This is a genomic window from Thiosulfatihalobacter marinus, from assembly GCF_016019955.1.
In the GTDB taxonomy this organism is placed as follows: Bacteria; Pseudomonadota; Alphaproteobacteria; order Rhodobacterales; family Rhodobacteraceae; genus Shimia; species Shimia marinus_A.
The window spans coordinates 443,411-469,011 of record NZ_JAECRZ010000002.1; the positions used below are offsets into that span (position 1 = coordinate 443,411).

The 25,601-nt window shown below is 64.0% G+C and carries 24 protein-coding genes; 12 read left to right on the forward strand and 12 right to left on the reverse strand.

The genetic code is table 11. The annotated features are described in order from the left end of the window. The first annotated feature begins 37 nt into the window (after positions 1 to 37). Entirely contained in the window at positions 38 to 1,234 is a 1,197-nt protein-coding gene (locus tag I3253_RS05135; RefSeq protein ID WP_197916558.1) for an RSP_2647 family RNA methyltransferase, read from the forward strand. Continuing rightward, positions 1,231 to 1,776, forward strand: a complete 546-nt coding sequence (locus tag I3253_RS05140; protein ID WP_332255686.1) for an RSP_2648 family PIN domain-containing protein — start codon at positions 1,231 to 1,233, stop codon at positions 1,774 to 1,776. Before I3253_RS05135 ends, I3253_RS05140 begins: the two co-directional genes overlap by 4 nt. On the opposite strand, the gene I3253_RS05145 is transcribed toward I3253_RS05140, so the two are convergent. Further along, positions 1,773 to 2,225 (reverse strand): MarR family winged helix-turn-helix transcriptional regulator, encoded by a 453-nt coding sequence (locus I3253_RS05145; protein ID WP_197916559.1) that lies wholly within the window; start codon positions 2,223 to 2,225, stop codon positions 1,773 to 1,775. The two genes, I3253_RS05140 and I3253_RS05145, sit on opposite strands and share 4 nt — an antisense overlap. A gap of 83 nt (positions 2,226 to 2,308) precedes the next feature. On the opposite strand from I3253_RS05145, the gene I3253_RS05150 reads away from it, so the two are divergent. The 10 genes from I3253_RS05150 (at position 2,309) to I3253_RS05195 (ending at position 14,743) form a co-directional block, all read left to right on the forward strand. Further along, complete coding sequence (locus I3253_RS05150) at positions 2,309 to 3,346, forward strand: cupin domain-containing protein (protein ID WP_197916560.1); 1,038 nt, start codon at positions 2,309 to 2,311, stop codon at positions 3,344 to 3,346. Beyond that, entirely contained in the window at positions 3,343 to 4,041 is a 699-nt protein-coding gene (locus I3253_RS05155; RefSeq protein ID WP_197916561.1) for a fumarylacetoacetate hydrolase family protein, read from the forward strand. Before I3253_RS05150 ends, I3253_RS05155 begins: the two co-directional genes overlap by 4 nt. Positions 4,042 to 4,045: 4 nt before the next feature. Continuing rightward, positions 4,046 to 5,257, forward strand: a complete 1,212-nt coding sequence (locus I3253_RS05160) for a 3-hydroxybenzoate 6-monooxygenase (protein ID WP_197916562.1) — start codon at positions 4,046 to 4,048, stop codon at positions 5,255 to 5,257. 228 nt (positions 5,258 to 5,485) lie between these two features. Beyond that, positions 5,486 to 6,070 (forward strand): TRAP transporter small permease, encoded by a 585-nt coding sequence (locus I3253_RS05165; RefSeq protein ID WP_197916563.1) that lies wholly within the window; start codon positions 5,486 to 5,488, stop codon positions 6,068 to 6,070. Continuing rightward, positions 6,067 to 7,380, forward strand: coding sequence for a TRAP transporter large permease (locus I3253_RS05170; protein WP_197916564.1), 1,314 nt, complete (start codon positions 6,067 to 6,069; stop codon positions 7,378 to 7,380). The genes I3253_RS05165 and I3253_RS05170 overlap by 4 nt, the downstream gene beginning before the upstream one ends. A 101-nt stretch (positions 7,381 to 7,481) precedes the next feature. Next, a complete protein-coding gene (locus I3253_RS05175; protein ID WP_197916565.1) occupies positions 7,482 to 8,252 on the forward strand; it encodes a crotonase/enoyl-CoA hydratase family protein in 771 nt (256 codons plus the stop codon). 5 nt (positions 8,253 to 8,257) lie between these two features. Beyond that, entirely contained in the window at positions 8,258 to 8,734 is a 477-nt protein-coding gene (locus I3253_RS05180; RefSeq protein WP_197916566.1) for a MarR family winged helix-turn-helix transcriptional regulator, read from the forward strand. Position 8,735: 1 nt separating this feature from the next. Continuing rightward, positions 8,736 to 10,553: a feruloyl-CoA synthase gene (locus I3253_RS05185; RefSeq protein WP_197916567.1), complete on the forward strand. Its 1,818-nt coding sequence runs from the start codon at positions 8,736 to 8,738 to the stop codon at positions 10,551 to 10,553. A 55-nt stretch (positions 10,554 to 10,608) separates the two neighbouring features. Further along, on the forward strand, positions 10,609 to 11,478 hold the full coding sequence (locus I3253_RS05190) for an amidohydrolase family protein (RefSeq protein ID WP_197916568.1): 870 nt from the start codon (positions 10,609 to 10,611) through the stop codon (positions 11,476 to 11,478). Between the two features lie 58 nt (positions 11,479 to 11,536). Further along, positions 11,537 to 14,743 (forward strand): reductive dehalogenase, encoded by a 3,207-nt coding sequence (locus I3253_RS05195; RefSeq protein WP_197916569.1) that lies wholly within the window; start codon positions 11,537 to 11,539, stop codon positions 14,741 to 14,743. Between the two features lie 78 nt (positions 14,744 to 14,821). On the opposite strand, the gene I3253_RS05200 is transcribed toward I3253_RS05195, so the two are convergent. From I3253_RS05200 to I3253_RS05250, 11 genes are all read right to left on the reverse strand, one after another. Next, entirely contained in the window at positions 14,822 to 15,637 is an 816-nt protein-coding gene (locus tag I3253_RS05200; RefSeq protein ID WP_197916570.1) for a universal stress protein, read from the reverse strand. 77 nt (positions 15,638 to 15,714) lie between these two features. Further along, complete coding sequence (locus tag I3253_RS05205) at positions 15,715 to 16,869, reverse strand: acetate/propionate family kinase (RefSeq protein ID WP_197916571.1); 1,155 nt, start codon at positions 16,867 to 16,869, stop codon at positions 15,715 to 15,717. Further along, on the reverse strand, positions 16,866 to 17,813 hold the full coding sequence (locus tag I3253_RS05210) for a bifunctional enoyl-CoA hydratase/phosphate acetyltransferase (protein ID WP_408647776.1): 948 nt from the start codon (positions 17,811 to 17,813) through the stop codon (positions 16,866 to 16,868). Before I3253_RS05210 ends, I3253_RS05205 begins: the two co-directional genes overlap by 4 nt. Positions 17,814 to 17,890: 77 nt before the next feature. Further along, positions 17,891 to 18,394: a flavin reductase family protein gene (locus I3253_RS05215; RefSeq protein ID WP_197916573.1), complete on the reverse strand. Its 504-nt coding sequence runs from the start codon at positions 18,392 to 18,394 to the stop codon at positions 17,891 to 17,893. Between the two features lie 231 nt (positions 18,395 to 18,625). Continuing rightward, a complete protein-coding gene (locus I3253_RS05220) occupies positions 18,626 to 20,038 on the reverse strand; it encodes a 3'-5' exonuclease (protein WP_197916574.1) in 1,413 nt (470 codons plus the stop codon). Then, positions 20,038 to 20,559: a hypothetical protein gene (locus I3253_RS05225; protein WP_197916575.1), complete on the reverse strand. Its 522-nt coding sequence runs from the start codon at positions 20,557 to 20,559 to the stop codon at positions 20,038 to 20,040. Before I3253_RS05225 ends, I3253_RS05220 begins: the two co-directional genes overlap by 1 nt. Positions 20,560 to 20,632: 73 nt before the next feature. Beyond that, a complete protein-coding gene (locus tag I3253_RS05230; protein WP_197916576.1) occupies positions 20,633 to 22,462 on the reverse strand; it encodes a DUF294 nucleotidyltransferase-like domain-containing protein in 1,830 nt (609 codons plus the stop codon). A 100-nt stretch (positions 22,463 to 22,562) separates the two neighbouring features. Then, positions 22,563 to 24,347, reverse strand: a complete 1,785-nt coding sequence (locus tag I3253_RS05235; protein WP_197916577.1) for a sodium:solute symporter family protein — start codon at positions 24,345 to 24,347, stop codon at positions 22,563 to 22,565. Positions 24,348 to 24,362: 15 nt separating this feature from the next. Further along, entirely contained in the window at positions 24,363 to 24,623 is a 261-nt protein-coding gene (locus I3253_RS05240; protein ID WP_093092696.1) for a DUF4212 domain-containing protein, read from the reverse strand. 75 nt (positions 24,624 to 24,698) lie between these two features. Continuing rightward, positions 24,699 to 25,382, reverse strand: a complete 684-nt coding sequence (locus I3253_RS05245) for an adenylate kinase (protein WP_197916578.1) — start codon at positions 25,380 to 25,382, stop codon at positions 24,699 to 24,701. Positions 25,383 to 25,388: 6 nt separating this feature from the next. Continuing rightward, positions 25,389 to 25,601 (reverse strand): AMP-binding enzyme (locus I3253_RS05250; RefSeq protein WP_408647777.1); only part of this gene is annotated, 213 nt, incomplete at its 5' end.

Sequence of the window (25,601 nt, forward strand, 5' to 3'; positions counted from 1 at the left end):
GCTTTTCACGACAGACAGAAACGATTAGGAGGACGGCATGACGCCGTCCTCTTTGCCTTTTGTCCGCCTGAAACCGAAATCCAACCCGCAGGCCATCCGCCACGGGTTTCCCTGGGTGTATGACAACGAGATCGTCACCGACCGGCGCACCAAGGCGCTGGAACCGGGGGGGCTGGCGGTGCTGGAGGATTCTGAGCGGCGGTCCTTGGCGTTGGTGACTGTCAATCCCAACTCGCGCATCTTTTGCCGGGTTCTGGCGCGTGACATCGACACCCGGATTGATCAGGGGTGGTTTGCGGAGCGGTTCCGGCGCGCGCTGGCGATGCGCGCGCGGCTGTATCCGGCGCCGTTCTACCGGCTGATCCATGCCGAGGCCGACGGGTTGCCCGGCGTGGTGGTGGACCGGTTCGGCGATGTGGCCGTGGTGCAGCCGAACGCGGCCTGGGCCGAGGCGCGGATTGACGCGCTGGTGGCGGCGCTGGTCGAGGTGACAGGTGTGACCTGTGTGATCAAGAACGCGACGGGGCGTGCGCGCATGCTGGAAGGGCTGGACGAGGAAACCGTCGTGATGGTGGGGCAGGCGCCCGGGGCGCCGGTGCCGGTGGGGATGAACGGCGCCACCTATATGGCCGATCTGATCGGTGGCCAGAAGACCGGGCTGTTCTATGATCAGCGGCCCAATCACGGCTTTGCCGCGGGGTTGAGCAACGGCGCGCGGGTGCTGGACGTGTTTTCACATGTCGGGGGCTTCTCGCTGGCCGCGCTGGCCGGGGGGGCGCAAAGCGCGCTGGCCGTGGATGGGTCGGCGGCGGCGTTGAACCTGGCCGAGGCCGGGGCCGAAGCCGCGGGTGTGGCGGACCGGTTCGCAACGCGCAGGGGCGATGCGTTCGACGTGCTGGGGGCCCTGGCCGAAGAGGGCGCGCGATTTGACGTGGTGATCTGTGACCCGCCCGCGTTCGCGCCGTCCAGGCCGGCATTGGAAAAGGGGTTGCGCGCCTATGAGCGGGTGGCGCGCATGGCGGCGCCGCTGGTCGCCGAGGGCGGGTATCTGGGCCTGTGTTCCTGTTCGCACGCCGCCGATCTGGCGCGGTTTCGGGGGGCATCGGTGCGCGGGATCGGCCGGGCCGGGCGGCAGGCGCAGCTGATCCATACCGGATTTGCCGGGCCGGATCATCCGCTGATGCCGCAACTGGCCGAAAGCGGCTATCTCAAGGCGTTGTTTTTCCGGCTGTGACACGCGCGGTTCTGGATACCTGCGTGATCTATCCCACGGTAATGCGCGAAGTGTTGTTGGGGGTGGCGGCAACCGGGGCGTATCGCCCGTTATGGTCGGCGCGTATCCTGGAGGAATGGGCGCGCGCGGCGCGCAAGCTGGGCCCGACGGGTGAAACCCAGGCGCGTGGCGAGATCGCATTGCTGCGCGCGGCATGGCCGGATTCCGAAGTGACGTGGAAGCCGTCGCTGGAGGACCGGCTGTGGTTGCCCGACGATGCGGACCGGCATGTCCTGGCGGCGGCGATAGCGGGATCGGCGGATGTGATCGTGACGTTGAACGCGCGCGATTTCCCGAAAAACATTCTGGCCGAGGAAGGGCTGACCCGGATCGATCCGGACGCGTTCCTGCGCCGGATATTTGACGACGCCCCGGACGCGGTGTCCGGGGTGTGCGAAACCGTGCGGCGCGAGGCCGAGCGGCTTTCCGGTGTGGCCTGGCCGATGCGGGCATTGTTGAAAAAGGCCCGTCTGCCAAGGCTGGCCAAGGCCGTGGCCGGCTAACGCAGCGGCGCGCGGCTTTTGGCGTTGCCCGCGTTGGTGGTTTTCTTCAGCAGGTCCAGAAGGGTGGTGCGTTCGGACGGGGTGAGGCCCGACAGGATGTCATCCTGCAGGGCGCGCACCACGGGGCGGGCGCGGTTCAGCAGGTCGCGCCCCGCGGGCGCTACAAAGAGCACCCGCGCGCGGCGGTCCCTTGGGTTGGTCTGGCGGGTCACGAGCCCCTTGGCCACCAGCCTGTCGACCACGCCGCCCAGCGTGGCCGCGTCATAGGCGATGGCCCCGGCCAGTTCTGCCTGGGGAATGCCGGGGCGGGCGCTGAGGGCGGAGAGGGCGGCGAACTGGACCTGTGTCAGGTCAATCCCCGCCGCCGCCATGCGATCGGTGAACACCGCCACGGATATCTGGTTGAGCCGCCGGACAAGATGCCCGGCCATATTGTGGATCTCGGTCATGGTTTGTGCAGGAAACATGGTTTTTGCGAAATTGACAAGTGTACTTATTATAAGTATGCAAATCAAAAGCCGGGAGGGAAACCATGTCACAACAGTTGGGAACGCTTGAAGACTTGCCGGACGCGTATCGCGCCGACATGGCGGCGGCGGGGGTGGCGCCGTTGTGGCCGATGATGCGCAACGTGTTGCCGCATGGGCGCCCGTCGGCGGTGACGCGGCCGGGGTTCTGGGATTACGGCAAGCTGCGCCCGCTTTTGCTGCGCGCGGGCGAGTTGACCCCGGTGGAAAAGGCGGAACGCCGGGTGCTGGTGCTGTGCGATCCGGGGCGCGGGGCGGGGGCGATGCAGGCCACGGCCTCGATCTATCTGGGGATGCAGCTGTTGTTGCCGGGGGAAACCGCGCCGGCGCATGTGCACACGCCGTCGGCGGTGCGGATCGTGGTGGAGGGCCAGGGCGGATACACGGTGGTGGATGGGGAAAAGCTGCCGATGGAAGAGGGCGATCTGGTGCTGACGCCGGGCGGCGAATGGCATGATCACGGCCATGAGGGCAGCGCGCCGGTGGTGTGGCTGGATGCGCTGGACCTGCCGTTATTCGTATATCTGGAAGGATCTTATGCGGTGGAGGGCCCGTTGCAGGCCCAGCGCAACCGGCCCGATGCAAGCCAGGTAGAGTATCGCGCCGCCGGGCTGGCGCCGACACGGCGGCCGGGCGCGGGCGCGCGGCGCTATCCGATGATGCGCTATCCCTGGGAGCGCACCCGCGCGGCGCTGGACGCGATGGCGGCCCATGCCGGCGGCGATGTGGCGGAGCTGGATTACGTGAACCCGGAAACCGGCGAGGATGTGTTGCCGACCATGGGGTTCACCGCGATGCGGATCGGGGCCGGGCAGGTGGAGGCGCCGCCGCTGCGGTCGTGTTCGGGGGCGTATCACGTGATCGCGGGGCGCGGGGTGGCCAAGATTGACGGGGCGCGGTTTGAATTCGGCCCCAAGGCCACGTTTACCGCGCCGGTTTTTGCCGATATCCGCATCGCCGCAGAGGATGATTGCTATCTGGTGCGGGTGCATGATCGTCCGCTTCAGGAAAAACTGGGTTATTACGAGGAACGCGCGAGATGACCGATTACCTGTTTGCACCGGCCGGGGTGTTTGCCATTCCGGTCCGGGGCGAGGCTGCTGCCTATCCGGTGCGCCGGATCTTTTGTGTGGGGCGCAACTATGCCGCCCATGCCGCCGAGATGGGCGGCGAGGTGGACCGCGAAGCGCCGTGGTATTTCACCAAATCGGTGGTGCATGCGGTGGCAAGCGGGGCCGAACTGCCGTATCCGGCGGGCACCGATAACTATCATCACGAGATGGAACTGGCCTTTGCCATCGGCGCGCCGGTGTTCCGGGCAGACGACAAGGCCGCGGCGGCGGCGATCTTTGCCTATGGCTGTGCGCTGGACATGACGCGGCGCGACCGTCAGCAGGACGGCAAGGACAAGCGCCGCCCCTGGGATCTGGGCAAGGATGTCGAGGGTTCGGCCGTGTTCGCGCCGATGACCCGGGTGGCGGATTTTGGCGCGGTGGGCGGCCAGCGCATTCATCTGGAAGTGGACGGCGAGACCCGGCAGGACGCGACCCTGCACGAACTGGTGTGGTCCTGTGTCGAGGTGGTCGCGCATCTGTCGCGCTATTATCACCTGGGTCCGGGCGATGTGGTGATGACAGGCACGCCCGCCGGGGTGGGGCCGGTCTTGCCGGGGCAGGTTGTGACCGGCGGGATCGACGGGCTGGACCCGATCGAGCTGCGCATCGGCGCGGCGGAGTGAGGCCGTGAGCGGTCGGATCGTCATCGCGGGCGGCGGGATCGGCGGGCTGGCCACGGCGATCGGGCTGGCGCGGAAGGGTGTTGCCTCGGTTGTTCTGGAAAAATCCCGCCAGTTCAGCGAGATCGGGGCGGGCATCCAGCTTGGCCCGAACGCGTTTCATGCCTTTGACTATCTGGGCGTGGGCGATCAGGCGCGCGACATGGCCGTGTATATCGACAACCTGCGCCTGATGGATGCGCTGAGCGGTGCCGAGATCACCCGCATCCCGCTGGACGCGGCATTTCGCGAACGGTTTGGCAATCCTTATGCGGTCGTGCATCGGGGCGATCTGTACGGTGTCTTTCTGCGCGCCTGTCAGGCGCATGACCTGGTGGATCTGCGCAACGGGGCCGAGGTGACGGATTACGCACAGGACGGCACCGGCGTGGCCGCCATATTGCGCGACGGCAGCCGCGTTTCGGGGGCCGCGCTGATCGGGGCGGACGGGCTGTGGTCGAATATCCGCAAGCGGGTGATCGGCGACGGAGCGCCGCGCGTGTCGGGCCACACCACGTATCGGTCGGTGATCCCGGTGGAGGATATGCCCGAAGACCTGCGCTGGAACGCGGCGACACTTTGGGCCGGGCCGAAATGCCATATCGTGCATTACCCGTTGTCGGGATGGAAATTCTTCAATCTCGTGGTGACATATCACAACGATGCGCCCGAGCCGGTGGCCGGTCAGCCGGTGAGCCATGACGAGGTGCGCAAGGGGTTCGAGCATGTCGCCCCGGTGGCGCGCCAGGTGATCGACAAGGGGCGCGACTGGAAGCTGTGGGTGCTGTGCGACCGCGACCCGGCGATGAACTGGGTGGACGGGCGCGTGGCGCTGTTGGGCGACGCGGCGCATCCGCAGCTGCAATATTTCGCGCAAGGCGCCTGTATGGCGATGGAAGACGCGGTGGCGCTGGCGCATCAGGTTGAGGCCAGCGGCGGCGATAGGGAGCGCGCGCTTTGGGCCTATCAGGACATGCGGCGGCTGCGCACCGCGCGCATCCAACTGCAAAGCCGCGAGATCGGCACCCATATCTATCATCCCGCCGGCGCCCATGCCGAGCTGCGCAACGCGATCATGCGGGCCAGGACGCCGCAGGACTGGTATGACTCGGTGGACTGGCTGTATGGCGCGACCGGGCTGGACGGCGCGGTGACAGGCGGCGCCCGAAAAGGCGCCTGAGCGACGCTTGATTGGCGCTTGATAGTTACAAAATCAACCAATATGTCCCGAGGCAGCCAAAAATGGTTGCGTTGTTAATTAACGTCCAGGGCCGTCCGGGCGGCGTAACCAGTGCGGCGAAGAGTTGCGCGCGGCGGGTGCGGGGAGTGTCCGGGTGCCTTAAGGATATTGACCGACTGGTCGGTCGTATATATCGCTGGGGAAGCGGACTGCACAGGAGGAGACAGGATGCTGAAATGGATGGAGCGGCTGGCGCGGCTCATGGCGATTGTCGGGGGGGTGGTGCTGACGGCGCTGGTGATCCTGACCTGCCTGAGCATTCTGGGGCGCAGCCTGAACGGGATCGGCCATTCCGACTGGCTGACCGCCTTGTCGCCATGGCTGGCAGAGGCGCTGTTGGCAACCGGGGTCGGGCCGATCAACGGGGATTTCGAACTGGTGGAGGCCGGGGTGGCCTTTGCGATCTTTGCCTTTCTGCCGGTCTGCCAGCTTTATGGCGGCCATGCCACGGTGGATGTGTTCACCTCGCTGATGTCGCGGAGGGTCAACAAGCTGTTGGTCACATTTTGGGAGGTGGTTCTGAGCGCGCTGATCGTGCTGATCACGGCCCGGCTTTATGAGGGCATGATGAACAAGATGAGCTATGGCGAAACGTCATTTCTGCTGCAATTTCCGGTCTGGTGGGCCTATGGGCTGAGCTTTGTGGCGGCTGTGGTGGCGTCGATCGTCGCGGTTTATTGCGCGGCGGCGCGGGTGCTGGAGCTGATCACCGGGCGCAAATACATGCCCCTGTCCGAAGGAGCGGTCCATTGAGTATGCTGGAACTGGGCTATCTGTCCTTCCCGATCCTGTTGGTGTTGATTTTCCTGCGCGCGCCCATCGGGCTGGCGATGATGTTGTGCGGGTTGGGCGGGCTGTATCTGGCGATGGGCGGGCCGAACATGTTCATGGCCAAGCTGAAAAGCGAGACCTACAGCACGTTTTCAAGCTATTCGCTGACCATCATCCCAATGTTTTTGCTGATGGGACAGTTCGCAACCCTGTCTGGCATGTCGTCATCGCTGTTCAAGGCGGCCGAAAGCTGGCTGGGGCACCGCAAGGGCGGGGTGGCGATGGCGTCGGTGGGGGCCTGTGCCGGGTTTGGCGCGATCTGCGGCTCGTCGCTGGCGACCGCGGCCACCATGAGCCGTGTCGCGCTGCCCGAATTGCGCCAATACGGCTATGCCGGGGGGTTTTCCACCGCGACGCTGGCGGCGGGGGGCACGCTGGGCATCCTGATCCCGCCAAGCGTGATCCTGGTGATCTATGCGATCCTGACGGAACAGAATATTGCCAAGCTGTTCCTGGCGGCGTTTGTGCCCGGCATTCTGGCGGCGATGGGATATATCCTGACGATTTCGATCTATGTGCGGGTCAATCCCAAGGCCGCCGGCACCCGCGCGCCGGTGCCCTATAGCGCGCGCATCCGGGCGCTGCTGGATGTGTGGCCGGTGCTGTTGGTGTTCGGGCTGGTGGTGGGCGGCATCTATCTGGGCTGGTTCACGCCAACCGAAGGCGCCGCCGTGGGCGCGGCGGGCACCGGAGTTATCGCGCTGATCTCGGGCAATCTGGGATGGAAGGTGTTTTTCGAGAGCATCATCGCCACCGCGATGAGCACCGCGATGATCTTTTTCATCGTGCTGGGGGCCGGGTTTTACAATTCGTTTCTGGCGCTGTCGCAGGTGCCGCAGGAACTGGCGGGCTGGATCGTGGGGCTGGGGCTGAGCCCCTGGGCGGTTCTGGTGATCATCCTGGCGTTTTACCTGGTGTTCGGCTGCCTGATGGACAGCCTGTCGATGATCCTGCTGACGATCCCGATCTTTTTCCCGATCATCAGCGTGTTGGATTTCGGCATGAGCCCCGAGCATGTGGCGATCTGGTTCGGGATTCTGGTGCTGATCGTGGTGGAGGTGGGGCTGATCACGCCGCCGGTGGGGATGAACCTGTTCATCATCAACGCCATGGACCGCACGACGCCGATGTCCGAGACCTATAAGGCGGTGATGTGGTTTGTCACCAGCGACCTGTTGCGCGTGGCGCTTCTGGTGGCGTTCCCGGCGATCACGCTGTTCCTGATCCCGTAAGGGGCTGAAAACAAGGGAAGAGAGGCGGTGCCCCTCTTTCTTTTTGACAAATAAGTTATAAAGTATAATCATTATAGACTACCACGAGACAGGAGCGGCGCATGTCGGGGGAAATGCTGAAGGTCGAGATTGGGGGGGACGGCATCGCCACGCTGACGATGAACCGGCCCGAAAAGCGCAACGCCATGTGTGATGCGCTGTTTGGTGAGATCGATGCGTTCTTTTCCGATGTGCCCGAGGGTGTGAAGGCGGCGGTGCTGACCGGGAGCGGGGGGCATTATTGCTCTGGGCTGGACCTGAGCGAGCATGTGGCGCGCGACGCCGAAGGCACGATGCGCCATTCGCGCGGCTGGCACGCGGTGCTGGACAAGGTGCAGTATGGCGGGCTGCCGGTGGTGTCGGCCATGACGGGGGCGGTGATCGGCGGCGGGCTGGAGATCGCCACGTCGACGCATGTGCGTCTTGCCGAGCCGTCGGCCGTTTTCCAACTGCCCGAAGGGCGGCGCGGGATTTACGTGGGCGGCGGCGCCTCGGTGCGGGTGGGGCGCATTCTGGGGGCGGACCGGATGATCGAGATGATGCTGACCGGGCGCAAATACGGGGCCGAGGAGGGGCTGGCGCTGGGGCTGGCGCATTACGTGGTCGAGGAAGGCGCGGCGCTGGAGCGGGCGCAGGAAATGGCGCGCCGGATTGCCGGAAATGCGCCCTTGTCCAATTACATCATGATCCAGGCGCTGAGCCGGATCGAGGACATGGACAAGCAGGGCGGGCTGTTCACCGAGAGCCTGTGCGCGGCGCTGACCCATACCAGCCCGGATGCGCAGGAGGGCTTGCAGGCGTTTTTGCAAAAGCGCGCGCCGAAATTCGGGTAATGTCCATGGCAAAACGCAAAATCAGGGATGCGGCGGCGCAGGTGGATGTGTCGGACGCGGTGTTGGCGCGGTTCCTGGGCTATCATCTGAAGCGGGCGCAGACCGTGTTGATGGGCGACATGAACGGTGCGATTGCGCCGCTGGGGCTGCGCATGATCACGTTTTCGGCGCTGGCGATGGTGGTGGCGAACGCGGGATTGCGCCAATCGCAGCTGGCGGATGCGCTGGCGGTCGAGCGGCCCAATCTGGTGGTGATCCTGGACGATCTGGAAGAGCGCGGGCTGATCACACGGGACCGGGTGCCCAGTGACCGGCGGGCCTATGCGTTGCGGCCCACGCCGGCCGGGCGCACCCTTTTTGACGAGGCCACGGCGGCAGTGGCGGCGCATGAAGCGCGGATGCTGGCCGGGGTGAGCGCGGCGGACCGGGCGGCGGCGCTGCGGGTGCTGGCGGCGATCCGGCACGGCGCGGGAGGGGCGTAGCATGGTGGAACTGGCGAAATACCGGCCTCATGAGGTCACGCTGGAGACCCGCGCGGACGGAACCTGTCTGTATCGTTCGGGCCATGCGATGGGGCCGGTGGCGCGGCGCACGGGCGACTGGCTGCACCGCTGGGCAATCGAGGCACCGGAGCGGGTGTTTCTGGCGGAGCGCAGCGGAGGCGGGTGGCGCGAGGAGCGCTATGGCGGCGCGCTGGAGAAGGTTCGGGCGCTGGCCGGGGCGCTTCTGGCGCGGGGGCTGAACGCGGATACGCCGATCCTGATCCTGTCGGGCAACGGGGTGGATCACGGGCTTTTGGCGCTGGCCGGGCAATATGCGGGCATTCCCACGGTGCCGGTGGCCGAGCAATATTCCCTGATCCACGGGGCGCATGGGCGGCTGCGCCATGCCATCGAGCTGATCCGGCCCGCTATGGCCTATGCGGTGGATGCGGCGCACTATGGCGCGGCGCTGGCGCTGGAGGCGTTTGAGGGCATCGAGATCGTCGCCAGCCGCACCCATGGGCGGCACGGCGTGACGCCGTTTGACGATCTGCTGCGGGGCGCTGTGGGGGCGGATGTGGATGCCGCCTTTGACGCGCTGACACCGGATTCGGTGGTCAAGATCCTGATGACCAGCGGATCGACCTCGGCCCCCAAGGGGGTGATGACGACCCATGGCATGATGTGCGCCAACCAGACAATGATCGCCGACGCGCTGCCCTTCCTGAAAGCCCGCCCGCCGGTGATCGTGGACTGGCTGCCGTGGAACCACGTGTTTGGCGGGTCACATAATTTCAACATGATGCTGGCCAATGGCGGCTCGCTTTATATCGACGAGGGCAAGCCGGTGGCGGGCCTGTTCGGGCGCACGCTGGAGAACCTTGGGCTGAGGGCGGGCACGCTGAGTTTCAACGTGCCGGTCGGGTTTGGCATGTTGCTGCGGGCGTTGGAAGGGGATGCCGGATTGCGGCGGCGCTATTTCGAAGACCTGGACATGATCTTTTACGCCGGTGCGTCATTGCCGCAGGATATCTGGGACGGGTTGCGGGCGATGGCGCGCGAGCAGCGTGGCGAGGTGCCGTTGATGACCTCGTCCTGGGGGCTGACGGAAACCGCGCCGGCGACGATGATCCAGCACGAGCCGACGGACCGGTCCGGCGTGGTAGGGGTGCCGATGACGGGGGTGACGGTGAAGCTTTTGCCGGATGCGGACGGGCGCTGCGAAGTACGGGTGAAGGGGCCAAACGTGATGCCCGGCTATTTTCGAAACATCAGGAAGACACGCGAAGCATTTGACAGTGAAGGATTTTTTGTGACTGACGATGCGATGCGTTTTGTCGATCCCGACGATCCGTCCCGGGGGATGCGGTTTGACGGGCGGATATCGGAAGATTTCAAGCTGTTGACGGGCACATGGGTGCGCGCAGGTCAATTGCGGCTGGAGATGCTGGCCTGTCTGGCGCCGCTGGCGGCCGATCTGGTGGTGGCGGGCGCGGATCGGGACGAGATTGGCGTGATGATCTTTCCCGATATGGCGGCGCTGGAGGCTGAAGGGCTTGGCCACGAGGCGCAGGACGGCGCGTTGAACGATCCGCGGTTGCTGGGCGAAATCCGCCGGCGGCTGTCGGCGCGCGACCGGGAGGTTTCGGGCAGTTCGACACGGGTGGCGCGGGCCATGGTGATGGCAGAGCCGCCATCGATGGCCGAGAGCGAGATGACCGCCAAGGGCAATCTGAACCATCGCCGCGTTCTGGAGCGGCGCAAGGTGTTGCTGGACCGGTTATATTCGGCGGATGATCCCGCCGTTGCAAGGATTTGAGGCGCGGCGGCTCATCCGCCCGGACGGGCGTCTTCGCACAGGAAGAGGAAAGAAAATGGTTGATATCTCCAGGGTTCGCGCGATCGATATTCATACCCACGCCGAAGAGCCTTGTGGCTGTCACGGGGATGATGGTTATGACGATCTGCAATCCACCATGGCGGCCTATTTCGGCGCACCGTGGAAACACCCCCCGACCATTCCCGAAACGGCGCAACATTACCGCGAGCAGAACATTGCCGCCGTGATCTTTCCCGTCGATGCCGAGCGCGAGACCGGTTATCGGCGCTATGCCAACGAGGAAGTGGCGGACCTGGCGGCGGACAATGACGATGTTCTGATCCCGTTTGCGTCAATCGACCCCTGGAAAGGCAAGATGGGCGTGCGCGAGGCGCGCCGGTTGATGCGGGAATTCGGCATCAAGGGGTTCAAGTTTCACCCAACGATGCAGGGGTTTTATCCCAACGACCGCATGGCCTATGCGCTGTATGAGGCAATCCAGGACGAGGGCGGCATCGCGCTGTTCCATACTGGGCAGACGGGTGTGGGATCGGGGATGCCGGGGGGCAACGGGATGCGGCTGAAATATTCCAACCCGATGTATATGGATGACGTGGCGGTGGACTTCCCCGACCTGAGGATCATCCTGGCGCATCCCAGCTTTCCCTGGCAGGAAGAGGCGCTGGCCGTCGCGCAGCACAAGCCGAACGTCTATATTGATCTGTCTGGCTGGTCGCCCAAATATTTCCCCGAAATCCTCGTGCGGTATTGCAATTCGATCCTGAAGAAGAAGGTTCTGTTCGGATCGGACTGGCCGATGATCACGCCGGAACGCTGGCTAAGTGATTTCGACAGGATCGCCATCCGGGACGAGCTGCGCGCGGATATCATCAAGGGCAACGCGGCGCGGTTGCTGGGGCTGTAGTCACGCTTGTTCTTAACCTGTTAAGCGTGCAGAATGCAGGCAGATTGGGGGAGGGCGCATGGGGATCAGGTTTTTCTCGGACAAGGACCGTCCGGTGCATCTGGGGCCGTATCCGCTGGAGCGGCTGGCCCGCGGGGCGATGCCGGATCTTGGCGCGCTGGCGGGGGACGCGCCGCTGAGCTTTCACCGGCCAGAGCAGCCCGAAAGCATCGTGAATGCGATGGGCGCGTTTCAGGCGATGATGGATGCGATTCGCGATGGGTTGGTCAATCCGGTGCGTTCGGAGATTCCCGCCGATCCGGTGGCGCGGGCCAACCATCTGAAAGCATTCGGGTATTTCAACGATTCGTCAATGGTTGGTGTGGGACCGGTGCCGCGCGTGGCGGTACTGGACCGGCCCCGGCGCAGCCCGGATATCGACCAGCTGGCCGAGGCGCTGAAAACCCGCCAGACCAAGACGCTGGCCAGCGGGATCGATGTGATCATGGCCGATCTCAAGGACAGCATGGAGGCGCCGCCATCGGGGATCGAGGGGCAGGAAAACTGCGTTGTTTTTCTGATCGAGCATTGGCGGGATCCCGAGCGCGGCGAGCCGGGCAGCGACTGGATTTTGGACGCGCAGGATCACCGGGCCTGTCTGCGCGCCACCGAAACCGCGGTGGTTATTGCCAATTATATCAGGCTTTTAGGGTTCAGGGCCAAGGCGCATACGGCAACGTCCAGCGATGTGGACATGGTTCGGCTGGGGGTGGCGGCGGGGCTGTTGAGCATCGAGGACGGGCGGGCGGTGGCGCCGTGGCTGGGCACGCGATACGGTCTGGCGGTGGTGACGACGGACATGGAGCTGGCGCATGATGCGCCGCTGCAGCCGATGACAGAGCAGCCGTGGTTGCGCACGCAGGGGCCGGCGTGGTGGCTGGGCAAGGGCTTTGCCAAATCGGCGCTGAACCGGGATCCGTTCCGCAACCGGGATTACGCCAGGGGCGCGCACCCGTTCGAGAGGCTCAGGCGGGTGAAGGAACCGACCACCTATATCGACGAGGCACGGGTAGCACGGGTGCCCAAGCGGGCGGACATGTTTGCGCGGGCGCAGTTTGGCGACATGGGCAAGACACTGCAGGACAATGCCAAGGGCGGGTATTACGCGCGCAAGGCGGCGCCCAGCTTTGCGCAGCGCCGGGCATTGGGGGCGTTTGTCCTGTTGCAGGATGGTCCATCGGCAACGGTGGAAAAGCAAACGGATTCAGTGCGTAATGCGGCAAACCTAAAGGCGGCGACCTATTTTCTGGGGGTGGATGCCGTGGGGCTGAGCCGGTGTCCGGACTGGGCATGGTACAGCCATGACGCCACCGGCGAAGAGATCACACCGCCGCATGATCAGGCGATCAGCATGATCGTGGATCAGGGCTATGAAACCATGGAAGGCGCCAGCGGGGATGACTGGATTTCGGTGGCGCAATCCATGCGGGCCTATTTGCGGTTTTCGCTGCTGGGGGGTGTGATTGCCCAACAGATTCGCAACCTTGGCTACAAGGCCAAGGCGCATACGGTAATGGACGGCGAGGTGTTGCAGCCGCCCTTGTTGCTGCTGAGCGGGCTGGGCGAGGTAAGCCGGATTGGCGAAGTGATCCTGAACCCCTATCTGGGGCCGCGTCTGAAATCGGGTGTCGTGACCACGGATATGCCAATGGACCACGATCAACCCATTGATTTCGGGCTGCAAAAATTCTGCGAGGCCTGCAACAAATGTGCCCGCGAATGTCCCAGCGGGGCAATTACCGCCGGGCCGAAGCGGATGTTCAACGGCTATGAAATCTGGAAATCGGACAGCCAGAAATGCGCCACATACCGGATCACCACCCAAGGCGGGGCGATGTGTGGGCGGTGCATGAAGACCTGCCCATGGAACCTTGAAGGGCTGTTTGCCGAGGCGCCCTTTCGCTGGGCCGCATCGCATATACCGGTGTTGGCGCGGCCTTTGGCGCGGCTGGATGACATGGCGGGCAATGGCGGGCTGAACGATGTCAAGAAATGGTGGTGGGACATCGAACTGGAGGCAGATGGGGCCTATCGGCCAACGCGAAATGAGGTGAACCGTCGCGGTTTGCAGACCGATCTGAACCTGAAATACGAGGACCAGACGCTGGCCGTTTACCCCGCGCCGCTGGCGCCGCATCCATGGCCATATCCGTTTCCAATGGACAGGGAGGCCGGAATTCAGGCCTATGACTCAATGGTTTGCGCCGAGGAGTACAAGCGCCGGATCGCACAGGGCGACATGTCGGTGGTGCATCGTTATACCGTGCCGGGCGACGCGCCGGTGGTGCGGGTGGCGCTGAGCAAGGTCGAGAAGATGACGGCGGATGTGACCAAGTACGAGTTTTCCTCGCTTGACGGTCAGCCGCTGCCGGAGTGGACGGCGGGTGCGCATCTGGACGTGGTGGTGGCGCCGGAATTCCTGCGCCAATACTCGATGTCGGGCGATCCCGGGGACCGCGGCACATACCAGATCGGGGTGCTGCGCGAGGATGAGGGGCGCGGCGGATCGGCGTTGATGCACCGCATTTTCCATGAAGGACGTAAAGTTTTCATTAGCAAGCCGATCAACCATTTCGAGCTGGACGAGACCGCCACCCGGACCTTTCTGATGGGCGGCGGGATCGGCATCACGCCGATGATCGCCTTTGCCCACCGGCTTCATGATCTGGGTGCGGATTTCGAGCTGCACTATTCGGCAAGCCGCGAGGATGGAGCCGGATATTTGAAGGATCTCAAGGGAATGGCGTGGAAAGATAAGGTGCATCTGCATTTTTCGGACAAGGGCACGCGGGCCGATTTGGATCAGGTGCTGAGCGGCTATCAGCCGGGATGGCATGTCTATACCTGCGGGCCGGATCGGTTCATGGACGCGGTGATGGCCGCGGCAGAGCGGCAGGGCTTTCCCGAAGAGGCCCGGCACCTGGAATATTTCAGCGTGCCAGAGCAGCCGGATCATGAGAATCACGACTTTGCCCTGCGCCTGAAGGATGGGCGGGAACTGGTTGTTCCTGCGGATAAAATCGCAACCCAGGTGCTGGCGGAGAACGGTATCCACGTGGATGTGAAATGTTCTGACGGTATCTGCGGCGTGTGCAAATGCGGGCTGGTGTCGGGCGAGGTGGAGCACCGCGATTTCGTGCTGTCAAAGAAACAGCGCGAAACCGCGATCATCCTGTGCCAAAGCCGGGCCGCCAAGCCCGGCGGCGTGATCGAGATCGACCTGTAGGCGGGCCGCAAACCGGCATCGGTATCACGTCGGTTTCTTGTCGGTCTTGCGCCGGTGCGAAACCGGCGCGGCGCCGGGTCAGTGCGAGAGAAACACCGGGACGGTGGATTTGGCCATGACATCGGTCGTCACGCCGCCGATCAGGTTGTGCTGAAAGCGCGAGTGTTCGTAGGCGCCCATCACGATCAGGCGCGCGCCGACCTCGCCGGTTGTTTCCAGAACGGTTTGCGCGATCGATCGGTGACGGGGCTTGTTGACGAGTTGGGCATCGATCCCGTGGCGTTCGAGATTGCGCAGCAGAGTGTCGGTGCCGGGCACGGTATCCTTGCCCACCTCAAGCACGGTGACGCGGGCCTTGTCTTCGAGAATGTCCATCGCGTCGCCCAGGGCGCGGGCGGCGCAACGTTTGCCATCCCAGGCGATCAGCGCGTGATCGGCCACGCCTTCGGCCTTGTAATCGGGCGGGACAGCCAGGACCGGGCGCCCGGAATAGAGCGTCAGCGTGTCGGGATCAGCGGCAAGGTGTTCTTCGCCGGTCTCGGTATGGGCACCGGTGACGATCAGGTCAAAATGGCGGGCATAGGCGGTCAATGAGTGCCCCGCCGATGTTTCCAGATCGACGAAATCGGCGCGCTCTGACAGCCCGGATTTGGCGACGATGGCGTCAAACAATGACCGGATTTCGGTAATGCGGTCGGCATCGGCCTGTTCCAGCATTTCGACAATGTCCTGGGGCACCTGACCGGCAAACCGTTTCTGGATCTTGGGCATCCCGTGGCGTACGACACCGGTCAGGTGGCCGTCGTGATAGCGTGTGATGTTGATCGCGTGGCGCAGCGCGCTGCTGTGCATGTACTCGCCACTATAGGCCACGAGGATATTCTTGACGCTCATTTCCGGGTCCTCCGTTTGGCGCATGGAAGCACCCTGTTTTGTAACTGGCAACAGGGCAATTCGCGCGATGTGGCGGTTCAGCCGGTCAGGGACAGGGTTTGGGCGGCGATAATGCCCTCTTCGTTGGTGGGGATCACATGCGCGACCAGGCGGCTTTGCGCGGTGGTGATGCGGGGGGCATGGGCGGCATTGGCCGCGGCATCAAGCGTGGCGCCCAGCCAGGCGCAGCCTTCGAGGATACGGGCGCGGATCGGGGCGGCGTTTTCGCCGATGCCGCCGGTAAAGACCAGCGCATCAAGCCCGCCCAGCGCGGCGGTCAGGGCGCCGATTTTCTTGACCGCCTGATAGACGAACAGGTCCACGGCCTCTTGCGCGGCGGGCGCGTCGGAGGCCAGCAGATCGCGCATGTCGGAACTGATCCCGGACACGCCCATCAGCCCGGATTGGCGGCTGAGCATGTCTTCGGTCTGGGCCACGGACATGCCCAGATCGCGCATCATGTAAAAGATCACGCCGGGATCCAGTTCGCCACAGCGCCGCCCCATGACCAGACCGTCAAGCGCGGTAAAGCCCATGGTGGTGGCCACGGATTTCCGTTGATGCAGCGCGCACATCGACGCGCCATTGCCCAGATGGGCGACGATCACGCGGCCCTCGGGGATGTCGAGCATGTCTGGCAGGCGGGTGGAGATATAGTGATAGCTGAGCCCGTGAAACCCGTAACGCAGCACACCGTCATCGCTCAGGGCGCGGGGAATCGCAAAGAGCTGGGCGACGCGGGGCTGGGTGCGGTGAAAGGCGGTGTCGAAACAGGCCACCTGCGCAATGTCGGGCCAGCGCCGGGCGACGGCGGCGATGCCGGCAAGGTTGTGCGGCTGGTGTCCGGGGGCCAGAGGGGCCAGCCGTTGCAGGCGTGTGATCACGTCTTTGTCTATCAGCGTGGGGCCGGTAAAGTCCTTGCCGCCATGCACGACGCGGTGCCCGGCGGCGATGATGTTCAGGCCGGGGTGGGTGTGGGCGAGGTGGCCGGAAAGCCAGTCGAGGATTTCGCCGTGACCGGCGCCGGGATCCAGGGGCAGGGGCCGGGTGTCGCCGTCACCACGATGCTGGGGCGCCAGTCCGATCCTGTCGATCTGACCATGCACATGGCGCGGCAGGCCGGGCTCGGCGCCATAAAGCGCGTATTTGATCGAGGAGGACCCGGCATTGAGAACCAGGAGCGTGCCTGTCACATCAGACCCTTTCCCAGCCGGTCATGCACCAGAAGTTGCGCAAGCGCCGCCGAAACCAGGCGCGACAGAGTGCCGTCGGCACGGCTGGTGAGCATGATCGGCACGCGTGCGCCCAGCACCAGCCCCGCGCTGTCCGCCCCGGCCAGATACATCAGTTGTTTGGCGATCATGTTGCCGGCCTCCAGATCCGGGGCAACGAGGATATCGGCCTCGCCCGCCACGTCCGAGATGATGCCCTTGGCCTTGGCGGCACGGGTGGAAATGGCGTTGTCAAAGGCCAGCGGCCCGTCCAGAAGACCGCCTGTGATCTGGCCCCGGTCGGCCATTTTGCACAAAGCGGCGGCTTCGACCGTGGACGGGATCTTGGGATAAACGGTTTCGATGGCCGACAGGATCGCGACCTTGGGCAGGTCGACGCCAATGGCATGGGCCAGCTCGATCGCATTTTGAACGATGTCGGCCTTGCATTGCAGATCGGGGTAGATGTTGATCGCGGCGTCGGTGATCAGAAGCGGCTTGGAGTAGCGCGGCACGTCAAGCACGAAAACATGGGACATGCGGCGTTCGGTGCGCAGGCCGGTCGCCTTGTCCACGGCGGCGCTCATCACTTCGTCGGTGTGCAAAGCGCCTTTCATCAGGGCCTGCACGCGCCCCTCTCGCACCAGGGCGACGGCCCGTGCGGCGCTGTCATGGCTATGTTTGGAGGGGATAATTTCGACGCCTGTCAGGTCGGCGCCGATCTCGGTGGCGGTGGCGTGAATGCGGTCGGGCGGGCCAACAAGAACCGGCGTGATCAATCCCTTGTCGCGCGCTTCAAGCGCTCCGATGAGCGAGGCGGAATCACAGGGGTGAATTACGGCGGTGACAATCGGATCAAGCGGTGTGGTGGCGGCGAGCATGGCATCGAAACTGGAGGGCCTGTTATGGCCGGGCACGTCTTCCATGGGGGCTCCTGTAGGGGCTGTCGGTTGATTGCAGAGTGGCATGACCTGATTGCGACGCCAAACCGGTTTTGGCGCGATCAGGCTTTGGGCGCAAAACCGCCATAGGCGCGTTGCGCAAAAACAAGCGGCGTGCCCGAATTGAGCGCGACATGTGTAACTTCGCCCACAACAATGGCATGGTCACCGCCATCGTGAATGGCGTGGGTGCGGCATTCGAACCGGGCCAGGCAATCGTCGATCAAGGGCACGTCATGTGCATTGGCCCGCCAGGCGACCTGATCGAACGCGTCGCCCCGGCGGGCGAAATCCAGCGCAAGAGCCTGTTGATCGGCGCGCAACACATGAATGGCAAAGCGTCTGGCCGCGGCATAGACCGGGTAGCGGTGCGAATGCTTGGCCGGGGACCAAAGCACCAGTGGCGGGTCGAGCGAGATCGAGGAAAAGCTGTTGGCGGTCATGCCGATCGGCCCCTGGTCCGTGGGGGCGGTGATGACCGTGACACCGGTGGCAAAACAGCCCAGCGCATCGCGGTACATGCGTTGATTTTCCACCGTGGGATCAAATTCGGGAGCCATATTCATGATAGTCCTGCGTCGCGCCTCCTTTTTCATGTGCGACGATTTGGGCGGGGTTGCAAGGGGGCGGGGGAATTCCGTCGCGGAGTGTGGGGGCGCCGCCGCGGTGCAAGGGGGCGCTGCCCCGTCACCGCAAGCGGTGACTCCCCGGAGTATTTCGGGAACATTGAAAGAGGACCATTCCCATCCCCTTCATTGTTCCAAAAATACTCAACTCTGTCCGCGCGTCCTTCCGATTCAGTTGAGATCTTCGAGCAGCCGGCCGTGCTTGCGGGTTTGTTCGATGACTTTGCCGAAAGTGTCAAAGCCGCGCGAGGCCAGCATGGGCAGCATCAGACAGAGGACCTCGGCGGTGGCCTGTGCGTCGCCGAGTGCGGTATGGCGCAGATGGTCGGGTATGGTGACTCCAAGCCGGTCGCAAAGCGCATCGAGCGTGTGGGTTTCGGAGGCGCCGAACAGAACGGCCGAAAGCAGGACGGTGTCCAGAATCGGGTGATCCCAGGAGATATCCATCGATTTGGCGTGGCGGCGCAGGAAAGCCATATCAAATGGAGCGTTGTGGGCGACGATGACCGAATCGCGCGCGAAGTGGTGAAAATCGCGGGCCACGGGTTCGATCCGGGGCGCATCGGCAACCATGTCGTTGGTGATATGGTGCACCTTGGTGGAGGCGGGTGGGATTGGCATTCCGGGATTGACCAGCTGATCGATGACCTCGCCAGGGACGATCCTGCCCTTGACCACGCGCACGGCGCCCAGCTGCACGATCTCGTCATTGTGGGGCAGGAGGCCGGTGGTTTCGCTGTCGAACACGACAAAGGTCATTCTATCGATCGGCATGGTGATGACATCCGTGACCAGAGGCTGATCGAACAGGTCGAAATCGTAGATCAGCGGGCGTGCGGCCTCGGGGGCGATGGTGAGGTGGGCGTCGTCGATCAGGATCATGTAGCCCGGTGCGTGGCCCAGTGGCTTGAGCCGGGCGCTGAAGGCAAATCGGTTGCCCGAGCCGATGGCCTGAAAGCTGACCTCCTTGCCGGTTTCGGCAAGCTGTGCATGAGCCTGCATCAGGGTGTCGCGGTCGAGATAGTCGAATACCGAGGCATTGAGGCGCGGGGGGGCGACCTGGGCCAGCGCCTCGGCGGCCTGACCGTCGTAAAGCACGATCTGGTGCGCCGGGCTTACCAAGATCATCGCCACGGGAATTTCGGTGAGCAGCGCGGTGAGGCGCTGTTTCTCTTCCTTGAGGCGTTGGGTTTCGGAGGCGACCAGTTCGGCGGCGCCAAGGGCGGATTGGCTGAGTTGGGTCGAAACGGCCTCGGCGGCGGGGGCGAGGTCGCCCAGGTAGCGGGCGGCGTGTTTGTCCACGCCCGTGTCGGGGCGGGCATGGGCGTGGGTGCGCATGGTGGCGGCGAGCCGTTCGATGGGTTTGGCGACGTTTTCGTCAAACAGCAGCCAGATCCCGGCGGCCAGCCCCATCAGGCCGAACCCGGCGAGGATGCCGGACAGCAGAAACCCCGCGGCCGGACCGTCGCTCAGCGCATTGCGATAGCCGAGATAAAGCGCAAGGCCGACGATGAGGGTGCCGCCGATGGCAATGAGCGCGAAGAACAGGAGGATGCGAATGCGCAGGGACAGCGAGGTGAACATCACGAGGCACCGCAGATCGATTCGAGCAGCGGATCGTCAGAGGGAACGGAAAGCCAGTCGGCGCCGGTGACATTGCCGGCATCGTCAAACGCGATACCGTCGACCAGCGGCGCACGGCGGTTTTTCAGGCAGTCAGCCATGACCGTCATCTGATTGAGCGGTGCCCAGCGGCCATAGAAGAACAGGTCGGCCATGCGCATGTCGGGCAGGTTCTGATTTGTGCGGATCGAGGCGGCATCAAGCGCCACAAACCGTTCGGTGTAGGGTTTGACATAGGTCCAGGGGCGGTAGAGCGCCTTGCTTTCAACGGTTTGCACCACGCTGAACCCTTCGGGCAGGGTGGCGATGGTGCGATCGTACCAGCCGTATTCGCTGGAGATCGTGGCGGCGAGCATGGCGCCGCCGGCGGCGACCGGGATGAGCCATTTGGGCAGGCGGCGCCCGGTCAGGCGGTTGATCAGCATCATCAGGCCGGCGGCGGCGATGCCGGCGATGAACGTGGCGACGAGTTCCAGGAACATGGTCGTCCTCCCTTTGGTGTTTTGGCGCGCCGGTCCCGGTATTTCCTGTGGCCGGGGGCGGCGCAGATTTGGATCAGCTGAGCATCCCGCGCCCGTGGCCGATCGCGGATTGCAGCGATTTGACCACGACGAAGGCGTCGCGCAAATGGCTGCGTTCGAAATCGGAAAGGTCGGCGGGGCTGAGGTAATTGTCGGGCTTGTGGCCCTGGCGCACCTGCGCGGCCTGATGTTCCAGGCGGGTTTCGGCGATCAGGTCATAGGCATCCAGCAGGTCGGCCGCGCCCGAGGTGGAGAGCACGCCGGCGGTTTCGGCCGCTTCCAGACGGGCGCGGGTGTTGACCGGGGTCAGCCGGCCCTGCAAGGCGTAGACACGGCCAAGATCGACCACCGGCACGACGCCGTTATGTTTCAGGTCAAGCTGGTTCTTGTGTTCACCCGAGCGGATCGTGGCAAAGCCGCGCAGTAGGCTGAGGGGCGGCTGGTGCTTGAGCGAGTTGGAGATCATGTGCGCCACGAAGATCGAGTTCCTGGCCGCTGCCTCCAGCGTGTTTTCCTGAAGATCGGCAAACAGATCGACATGGCCGCCGATGGGGCGCAGATCGAACATCACCGAGGCCAGCATTTGCGCCTCGGGATCGGGTTTGTTGATCCAGCCGTTGAAATAGCCTTTCCAGACGCGGACCGGCTGACACCAGCGCGGGTTGGTCGCCATCATGTCGCCGGGGCAATGGAAATAGCCACAGGCATCCAGCCCGTCGCAGACGAACCGGGCCAGATCTGCGAAATAGCCGGTGCGCATCTCGTCGGTGACGGCATCGTCCAGGATCAGGCAGTTGTCCTGATCGGACACGCCTGTCTGTTCCTGGCGCCCCTGCGAGCCGCAGGCCAGCCAGAGATAGGGCACGGGAGCGGGGCCAAGTTTTGCCTCGGCCAGCGCCAGAAGGCGGCGGGTGGCAGTGTCGGCGATATCGGTGATCAGGCGGGTGACGATCTCGTGGCGGTTGCCGCCAGCCACCAGTTGCACCAGCAGTTGGGGGATGCGGGCGGTGACCTTGGCCATCTGTTCGGCCGTGTCGGCGCGCGCCAGTTCGGACACCAGCTCGGCCGAGCTGACGGCCTGAAAACGGGTGAGATCGGTCTGGGTGACGATGCCGACCAACTGCCCGGCATCTACGATCGGCACATGGCCGATGCGGTGCTCCATCATGGCGTGCAGCACGTCCGAGCCTATGGCGGTAGAGGGCAGCGAAAGGGGCGCGCTGGTCATGATCTCGGCGACCGGGGTGTCATAGGGCAGGGCGGGGGCCATCACCTTGGCCACGAGATCGCGGTTGGTGACGATGCCCTGAAGCGCGCCGTCCCGCGCGATGCAGAGCGAAGAAATCCGGTGCTCGCGCATCATTTGCGCGGCATGGCGGGCGGTGTCGCTGGCGGAGATCGTGACCGGATCATGCGCCATCAGCGTATCGACCCGGCTGGTGGCGAGATCGGCCTCTTGCGCCTTGCGGCTGCCGCGCGAGCGGTCAAAGAACCGCTTGGCCGAGGGATGGGTTTCGATCAGGGCGTGGAATTGCGGGGCGGGCAGCATCAGAAGGATGGAATGCGTATCGGCGCGGGCGCTGGTGACGGCGGTACCGTCGCGCATCAGACCGCGTTCGCCAAAGGAATTGCGCAGGCCCAAATGGGAGACCACGACACCGTTTTCGTCTGAAATCTCGATACCGCCCTCGTAGATCAGGAACAGGCCCGCGAGCGTGTCGCCCCGGTCATAGACCGAGAAACCGGTTTCGACCTCCCACGCCTCGAACTGTGCGGCGATGCCGGGCAGCGCGTCCGGCGGCAGGGAATCGTAGGGGTGAACCGACGACAGGAAGCGGGTGATCTGGTCTTGGGTCAGCGGCATGGGCGCACCTGTAAGAAAATTGTCCCGCCCGGAATGCACCGGGCGGGACGTTATTGAAAGAGGGCGGTGGGTCGCAGCGCGGCCCACCACGTTGCCACGATCAGTGATCCTGGGCCGCGCCGGCACCTTTGGGGATGCGAACGCTTTCGACCAGATCCTTGATCTCCTGCGGCGTCTCTTTGGTTGCGCCCGCCACGATGTAGGCGGTGGCAAAGTTCACAGCCGCACCGATGGCGCCGAACGATGTCGACTTGACGGTGCCCAGCAGCGGATCGGCGTCCGTGAAGCTGTTGGTGCCGGGAACAAAGAACCAGCCCTTGTGCAGGAAGATGTAGATCAGGGTCACACTCAGACCGGCCAGCATACCCGCGACGGCGCCGGTGTTGTTGATCTTGGTCGAGAAGATACCCATCATCAGCGCCGGGAAGATCGACGCCGCGGCCAATCCGAAGGCCAGCGCCACGGTTTGCGCGGCAAAGCCCGGAGGATTGAGGCCCAGATAGGTTGCAACTGCGATGGCAACGGCCATTGCGATCCGTGCCGACAGAAGCTCGCCCTTTTCCGAGATGCCCGGATTGATGGCGCCCTTGATCAGGTCGTGCGATACGGCCGAGGAAATGGCCAGCAACAGACCGGCGGCTGTCGACAGCGCGGCGGCAAGACCACCGGCAGCGACCAGACCGATCACCCAGGAGGGCAGGTTGGCAATTTCAGGATTGGCCAGAACCAGGATGTCGCGGTTGAACTTGGTCAGTTCGTTGCCTTCCCAGCCCTTTTCAGCCGCCTTGGCCTGCATGTCAGCATTCGCATCGTTGTAATACTGAATCTTGCCGTCGCCGTTCTTGTCTTCCCAGTCCAGCAGACCGGTTTTCTGCCAGGTCGCCATCCAGTCGTAGCGGGGCTCGTTTTCGATCTGTTCAACCGAAACCGCTTCGCCATTGGTGCCGTTGGGCCACATCATTTCAGTGATGTTCAGACGCGCCATGGCACCCACGGCCGGAGCCGTCAGATAAAGCAGGGCGATGAACACCAGTGCCCAACCCGCCGACCAGCGTGCGTCAGCAACGCGCGGTACGGTGAAGAAGCGCATGATCACGTGGGGCAGGCCCGCGGTACCGATCATCAGCGACAGGGTGAAGAGCACCATGTTGAAGGTGTCGGCCTTGTGTGCGGTGTACTCGTTGAAGCCCAGTTCCTGAACGATCGCGTCCAGCTTGGCCAGCAGCGGTTCGCCCGAGGCAACATGATCGCCAAACAGGCCCAGCGCCGGGATCGGGTTGCCGGTGAGTTGCAGCGAGATGAAGATGGCCGGGATGGTGTAGGCCATGATCAGCACGACATACTGAGCCACCTGGGTGTAGGTCACGCCCTTCATGCCGCCGAAAACAGCGTAGGCAAAGACCACCAGGGCACCGATCAGAAGGCCGGTGGTGTTGGAGACTTCCAGGAAGCGGCCAAAGGCCACGCCAACACCGGTCATCTGACCGATCACATAGGTGGTCGAGGCGACGATCAGGCAGATCACGGCGACGATGCGTGCGGTCTGGCTGTAGAAGCGATCGCCGATGAATTCCGACACGGTGAACTTGCCGAATTTGCGCAGGTAGGGCGCAAGCAGCAGGGCCAGAAGCACGTAGCCGCCGGTCCAGCCCATCAGGAAGGAGCTGTTGTCATAGCCGGTGAACGCGATGAGGCCGGCCATCGAGATGAACGACGCGGCCGACATCCAGTCGGCGGCGGTGGCCATGCCGTTGGTGACAGGGTGAACGCCGCGTCCTGCGGCGTAAAATTCCGATGTGGAACCCGCGCGGGCCCAGATCGCGATGCCGATGTAAAGCGCAAAGGACGCGCCAACAAACAGCAGGTTGATTGCAAACTGACTCATTGTTTGTGTGTCCCTTTACTCTTCTTCAACGCCATGTTCGGCGTCGAGCTTGTTCATCCGCCAGGCGTAAAAGAAAATCAGCGCCAGAAAGACCAGGATCGACCCTTGCTGGGCAAACCAGAAGCCCAGATCGGTGCCGCCAACGGCGATGCCGGACAGCATCGGACGCAGCAGAATGCCGAACCCGAAAGAGACCAGCGCCCAGATGACGAGGCTGATCAGAATGATCCGCACATTTGCGGACCAGTAGGCAGTGTTGGATGAGTTGTCGGCCATTATGGCTCCTCCCTCGTTTCCGTTTCCTCCACAAGTTCGCGCCGGAAAATCCCGGTGCGCCCTTGCACTTCCCCTTTACGCGGTCGCCGATGCGACGATCGCGCGCAGATCCCCTGCGATGGCATCGATATCGCCCATGGCGTCGATGCGTTGCAGGGCGCCCTTGCCGTCGTAATAGGCAATGAGCGGTGCCGTCTGCGCGTGGTAAGCCTCAAGTCTGCTGGCCACGGTTTCGGCGTTGTCGTCGGCCCGGCGTTTCATTTCCGTGCCGCCGCATTTGTCGCAGGCGCCCTGGACGGCGGGCTGCTTGAACATGTCGTGATAGCCTTCGCCGCATCCGCCACAGGTGTAGCGGCCCGAGATGCGTGTCACCATGGCGGCGTCTTCCACATCAAGGCTGATGGCGGCGTTGATCTTTTGTCCGCTCTCGGCCAGCAGCGCGTCCAGCGCCTCGGCCTGTACGGTGGTGCGCGGGAACCCGTCGAGAATGACGCCGCTGGCGCAATCGGCATCGGCGAGGCGATCCCGCAGGATGGCGATGACGATCTCGTCGCTGACCAGATCACCCGCTTCCATCACGGCCTTGGCGGCCTTGCCCGCCTCGGTGCCCGCGGCCACGGCGGCGCGCAGGAGATCACCGGTGGAGAGTTGCACGAGGCCAAACCTGTCCTCCAGCATCCGGGCCTGGGTACCCTTGCCCGCGCCCGGCGGGCCAAGCAGGATCAGGACGGGGGCGGTGGTTGTCTTTGTGTCCAGCATCCGCCCTTACCCCTTGTTCCTGCGATTTTCGATGAGGTCGTCGACGACGGAGGGGTCAGCGAGGGTTGAGGTGTCGCCGAGTGCGCCGTAGTCGTTTTCGGCGATTTTGCGCAGGATGCGGCGCATGATCTTGCCGGAGCGTGTCTTGGGCAGGCCGGGGGCCCATTGGATCAGGTCGGGCGAGGCGATGGGGCCGATTTCGGTGCGCACCCAGGTGCG

Coding starts and splice junctions, on each gene's coding strand:
- I3253_RS05135 (WP_197916558.1), top strand. CDS start 38: ATGACGCCGTCCTCTTTGCCTTTTGTCCGCCTGAAACCGAAATCCAAC.
- I3253_RS05145 (WP_197916559.1), bottom strand. CDS start 2,225: ATGACCGAGATCCACAATATGGCCGGGCATCTTGTCCGGCGGCTCAAC.
- I3253_RS05150 (WP_197916560.1), top strand. CDS start 2,309: ATGTCACAACAGTTGGGAACGCTTGAAGACTTGCCGGACGCGTATCGC.
- I3253_RS05155 (WP_197916561.1), top strand. CDS start 3,343: ATGACCGATTACCTGTTTGCACCGGCCGGGGTGTTTGCCATTCCGGTC.
- I3253_RS05165 (WP_197916563.1), top strand. CDS start 5,486: ATGCTGAAATGGATGGAGCGGCTGGCGCGGCTCATGGCGATTGTCGGG.
- I3253_RS05175 (WP_197916565.1), top strand. CDS start 7,482: ATGTCGGGGGAAATGCTGAAGGTCGAGATTGGGGGGGACGGCATCGCC.
- I3253_RS05180 (WP_197916566.1), top strand. CDS start 8,258: ATGGCAAAACGCAAAATCAGGGATGCGGCGGCGCAGGTGGATGTGTCG.
- I3253_RS05185 (WP_197916567.1), top strand. CDS start 8,736: ATGGTGGAACTGGCGAAATACCGGCCTCATGAGGTCACGCTGGAGACC.
- I3253_RS05190 (WP_197916568.1), top strand. CDS start 10,609: ATGGTTGATATCTCCAGGGTTCGCGCGATCGATATTCATACCCACGCC.
- I3253_RS05195 (WP_197916569.1), top strand. CDS start 11,537: ATGGGGATCAGGTTTTTCTCGGACAAGGACCGTCCGGTGCATCTGGGG.
- I3253_RS05200 (WP_197916570.1), bottom strand. CDS start 15,637: ATGAGCGTCAAGAATATCCTCGTGGCCTATAGTGGCGAGTACATGCAC.
- I3253_RS05210 (WP_408647776.1), bottom strand. CDS start 17,813: ATGGAAGACGTGCCCGGCCATAACAGGCCCTCCAGTTTCGATGCCATG.
- I3253_RS05215 (WP_197916573.1), bottom strand. CDS start 18,394: ATGAATATGGCTCCCGAATTTGATCCCACGGTGGAAAATCAACGCATG.
- I3253_RS05220 (WP_197916574.1), bottom strand. CDS start 20,038: ATGTTCACCTCGCTGTCCCTGCGCATTCGCATCCTCCTGTTCTTCGCG.
- I3253_RS05225 (WP_197916575.1), bottom strand. CDS start 20,559: ATGTTCCTGGAACTCGTCGCCACGTTCATCGCCGGCATCGCCGCCGCC.
- I3253_RS05230 (WP_197916576.1), bottom strand. CDS start 22,462: ATGCCGCTGACCCAAGACCAGATCACCCGCTTCCTGTCGTCGGTTCAC.
- I3253_RS05235 (WP_197916577.1), bottom strand. CDS start 24,347: ATGAGTCAGTTTGCAATCAACCTGCTGTTTGTTGGCGCGTCCTTTGCG.
- I3253_RS05240 (WP_093092696.1), bottom strand. CDS start 24,623: ATGGCCGACAACTCATCCAACACTGCCTACTGGTCCGCAAATGTGCGG.
- I3253_RS05245 (WP_197916578.1), bottom strand. CDS start 25,382: ATGCTGGACACAAAGACAACCACCGCCCCCGTCCTGATCCTGCTTGGC.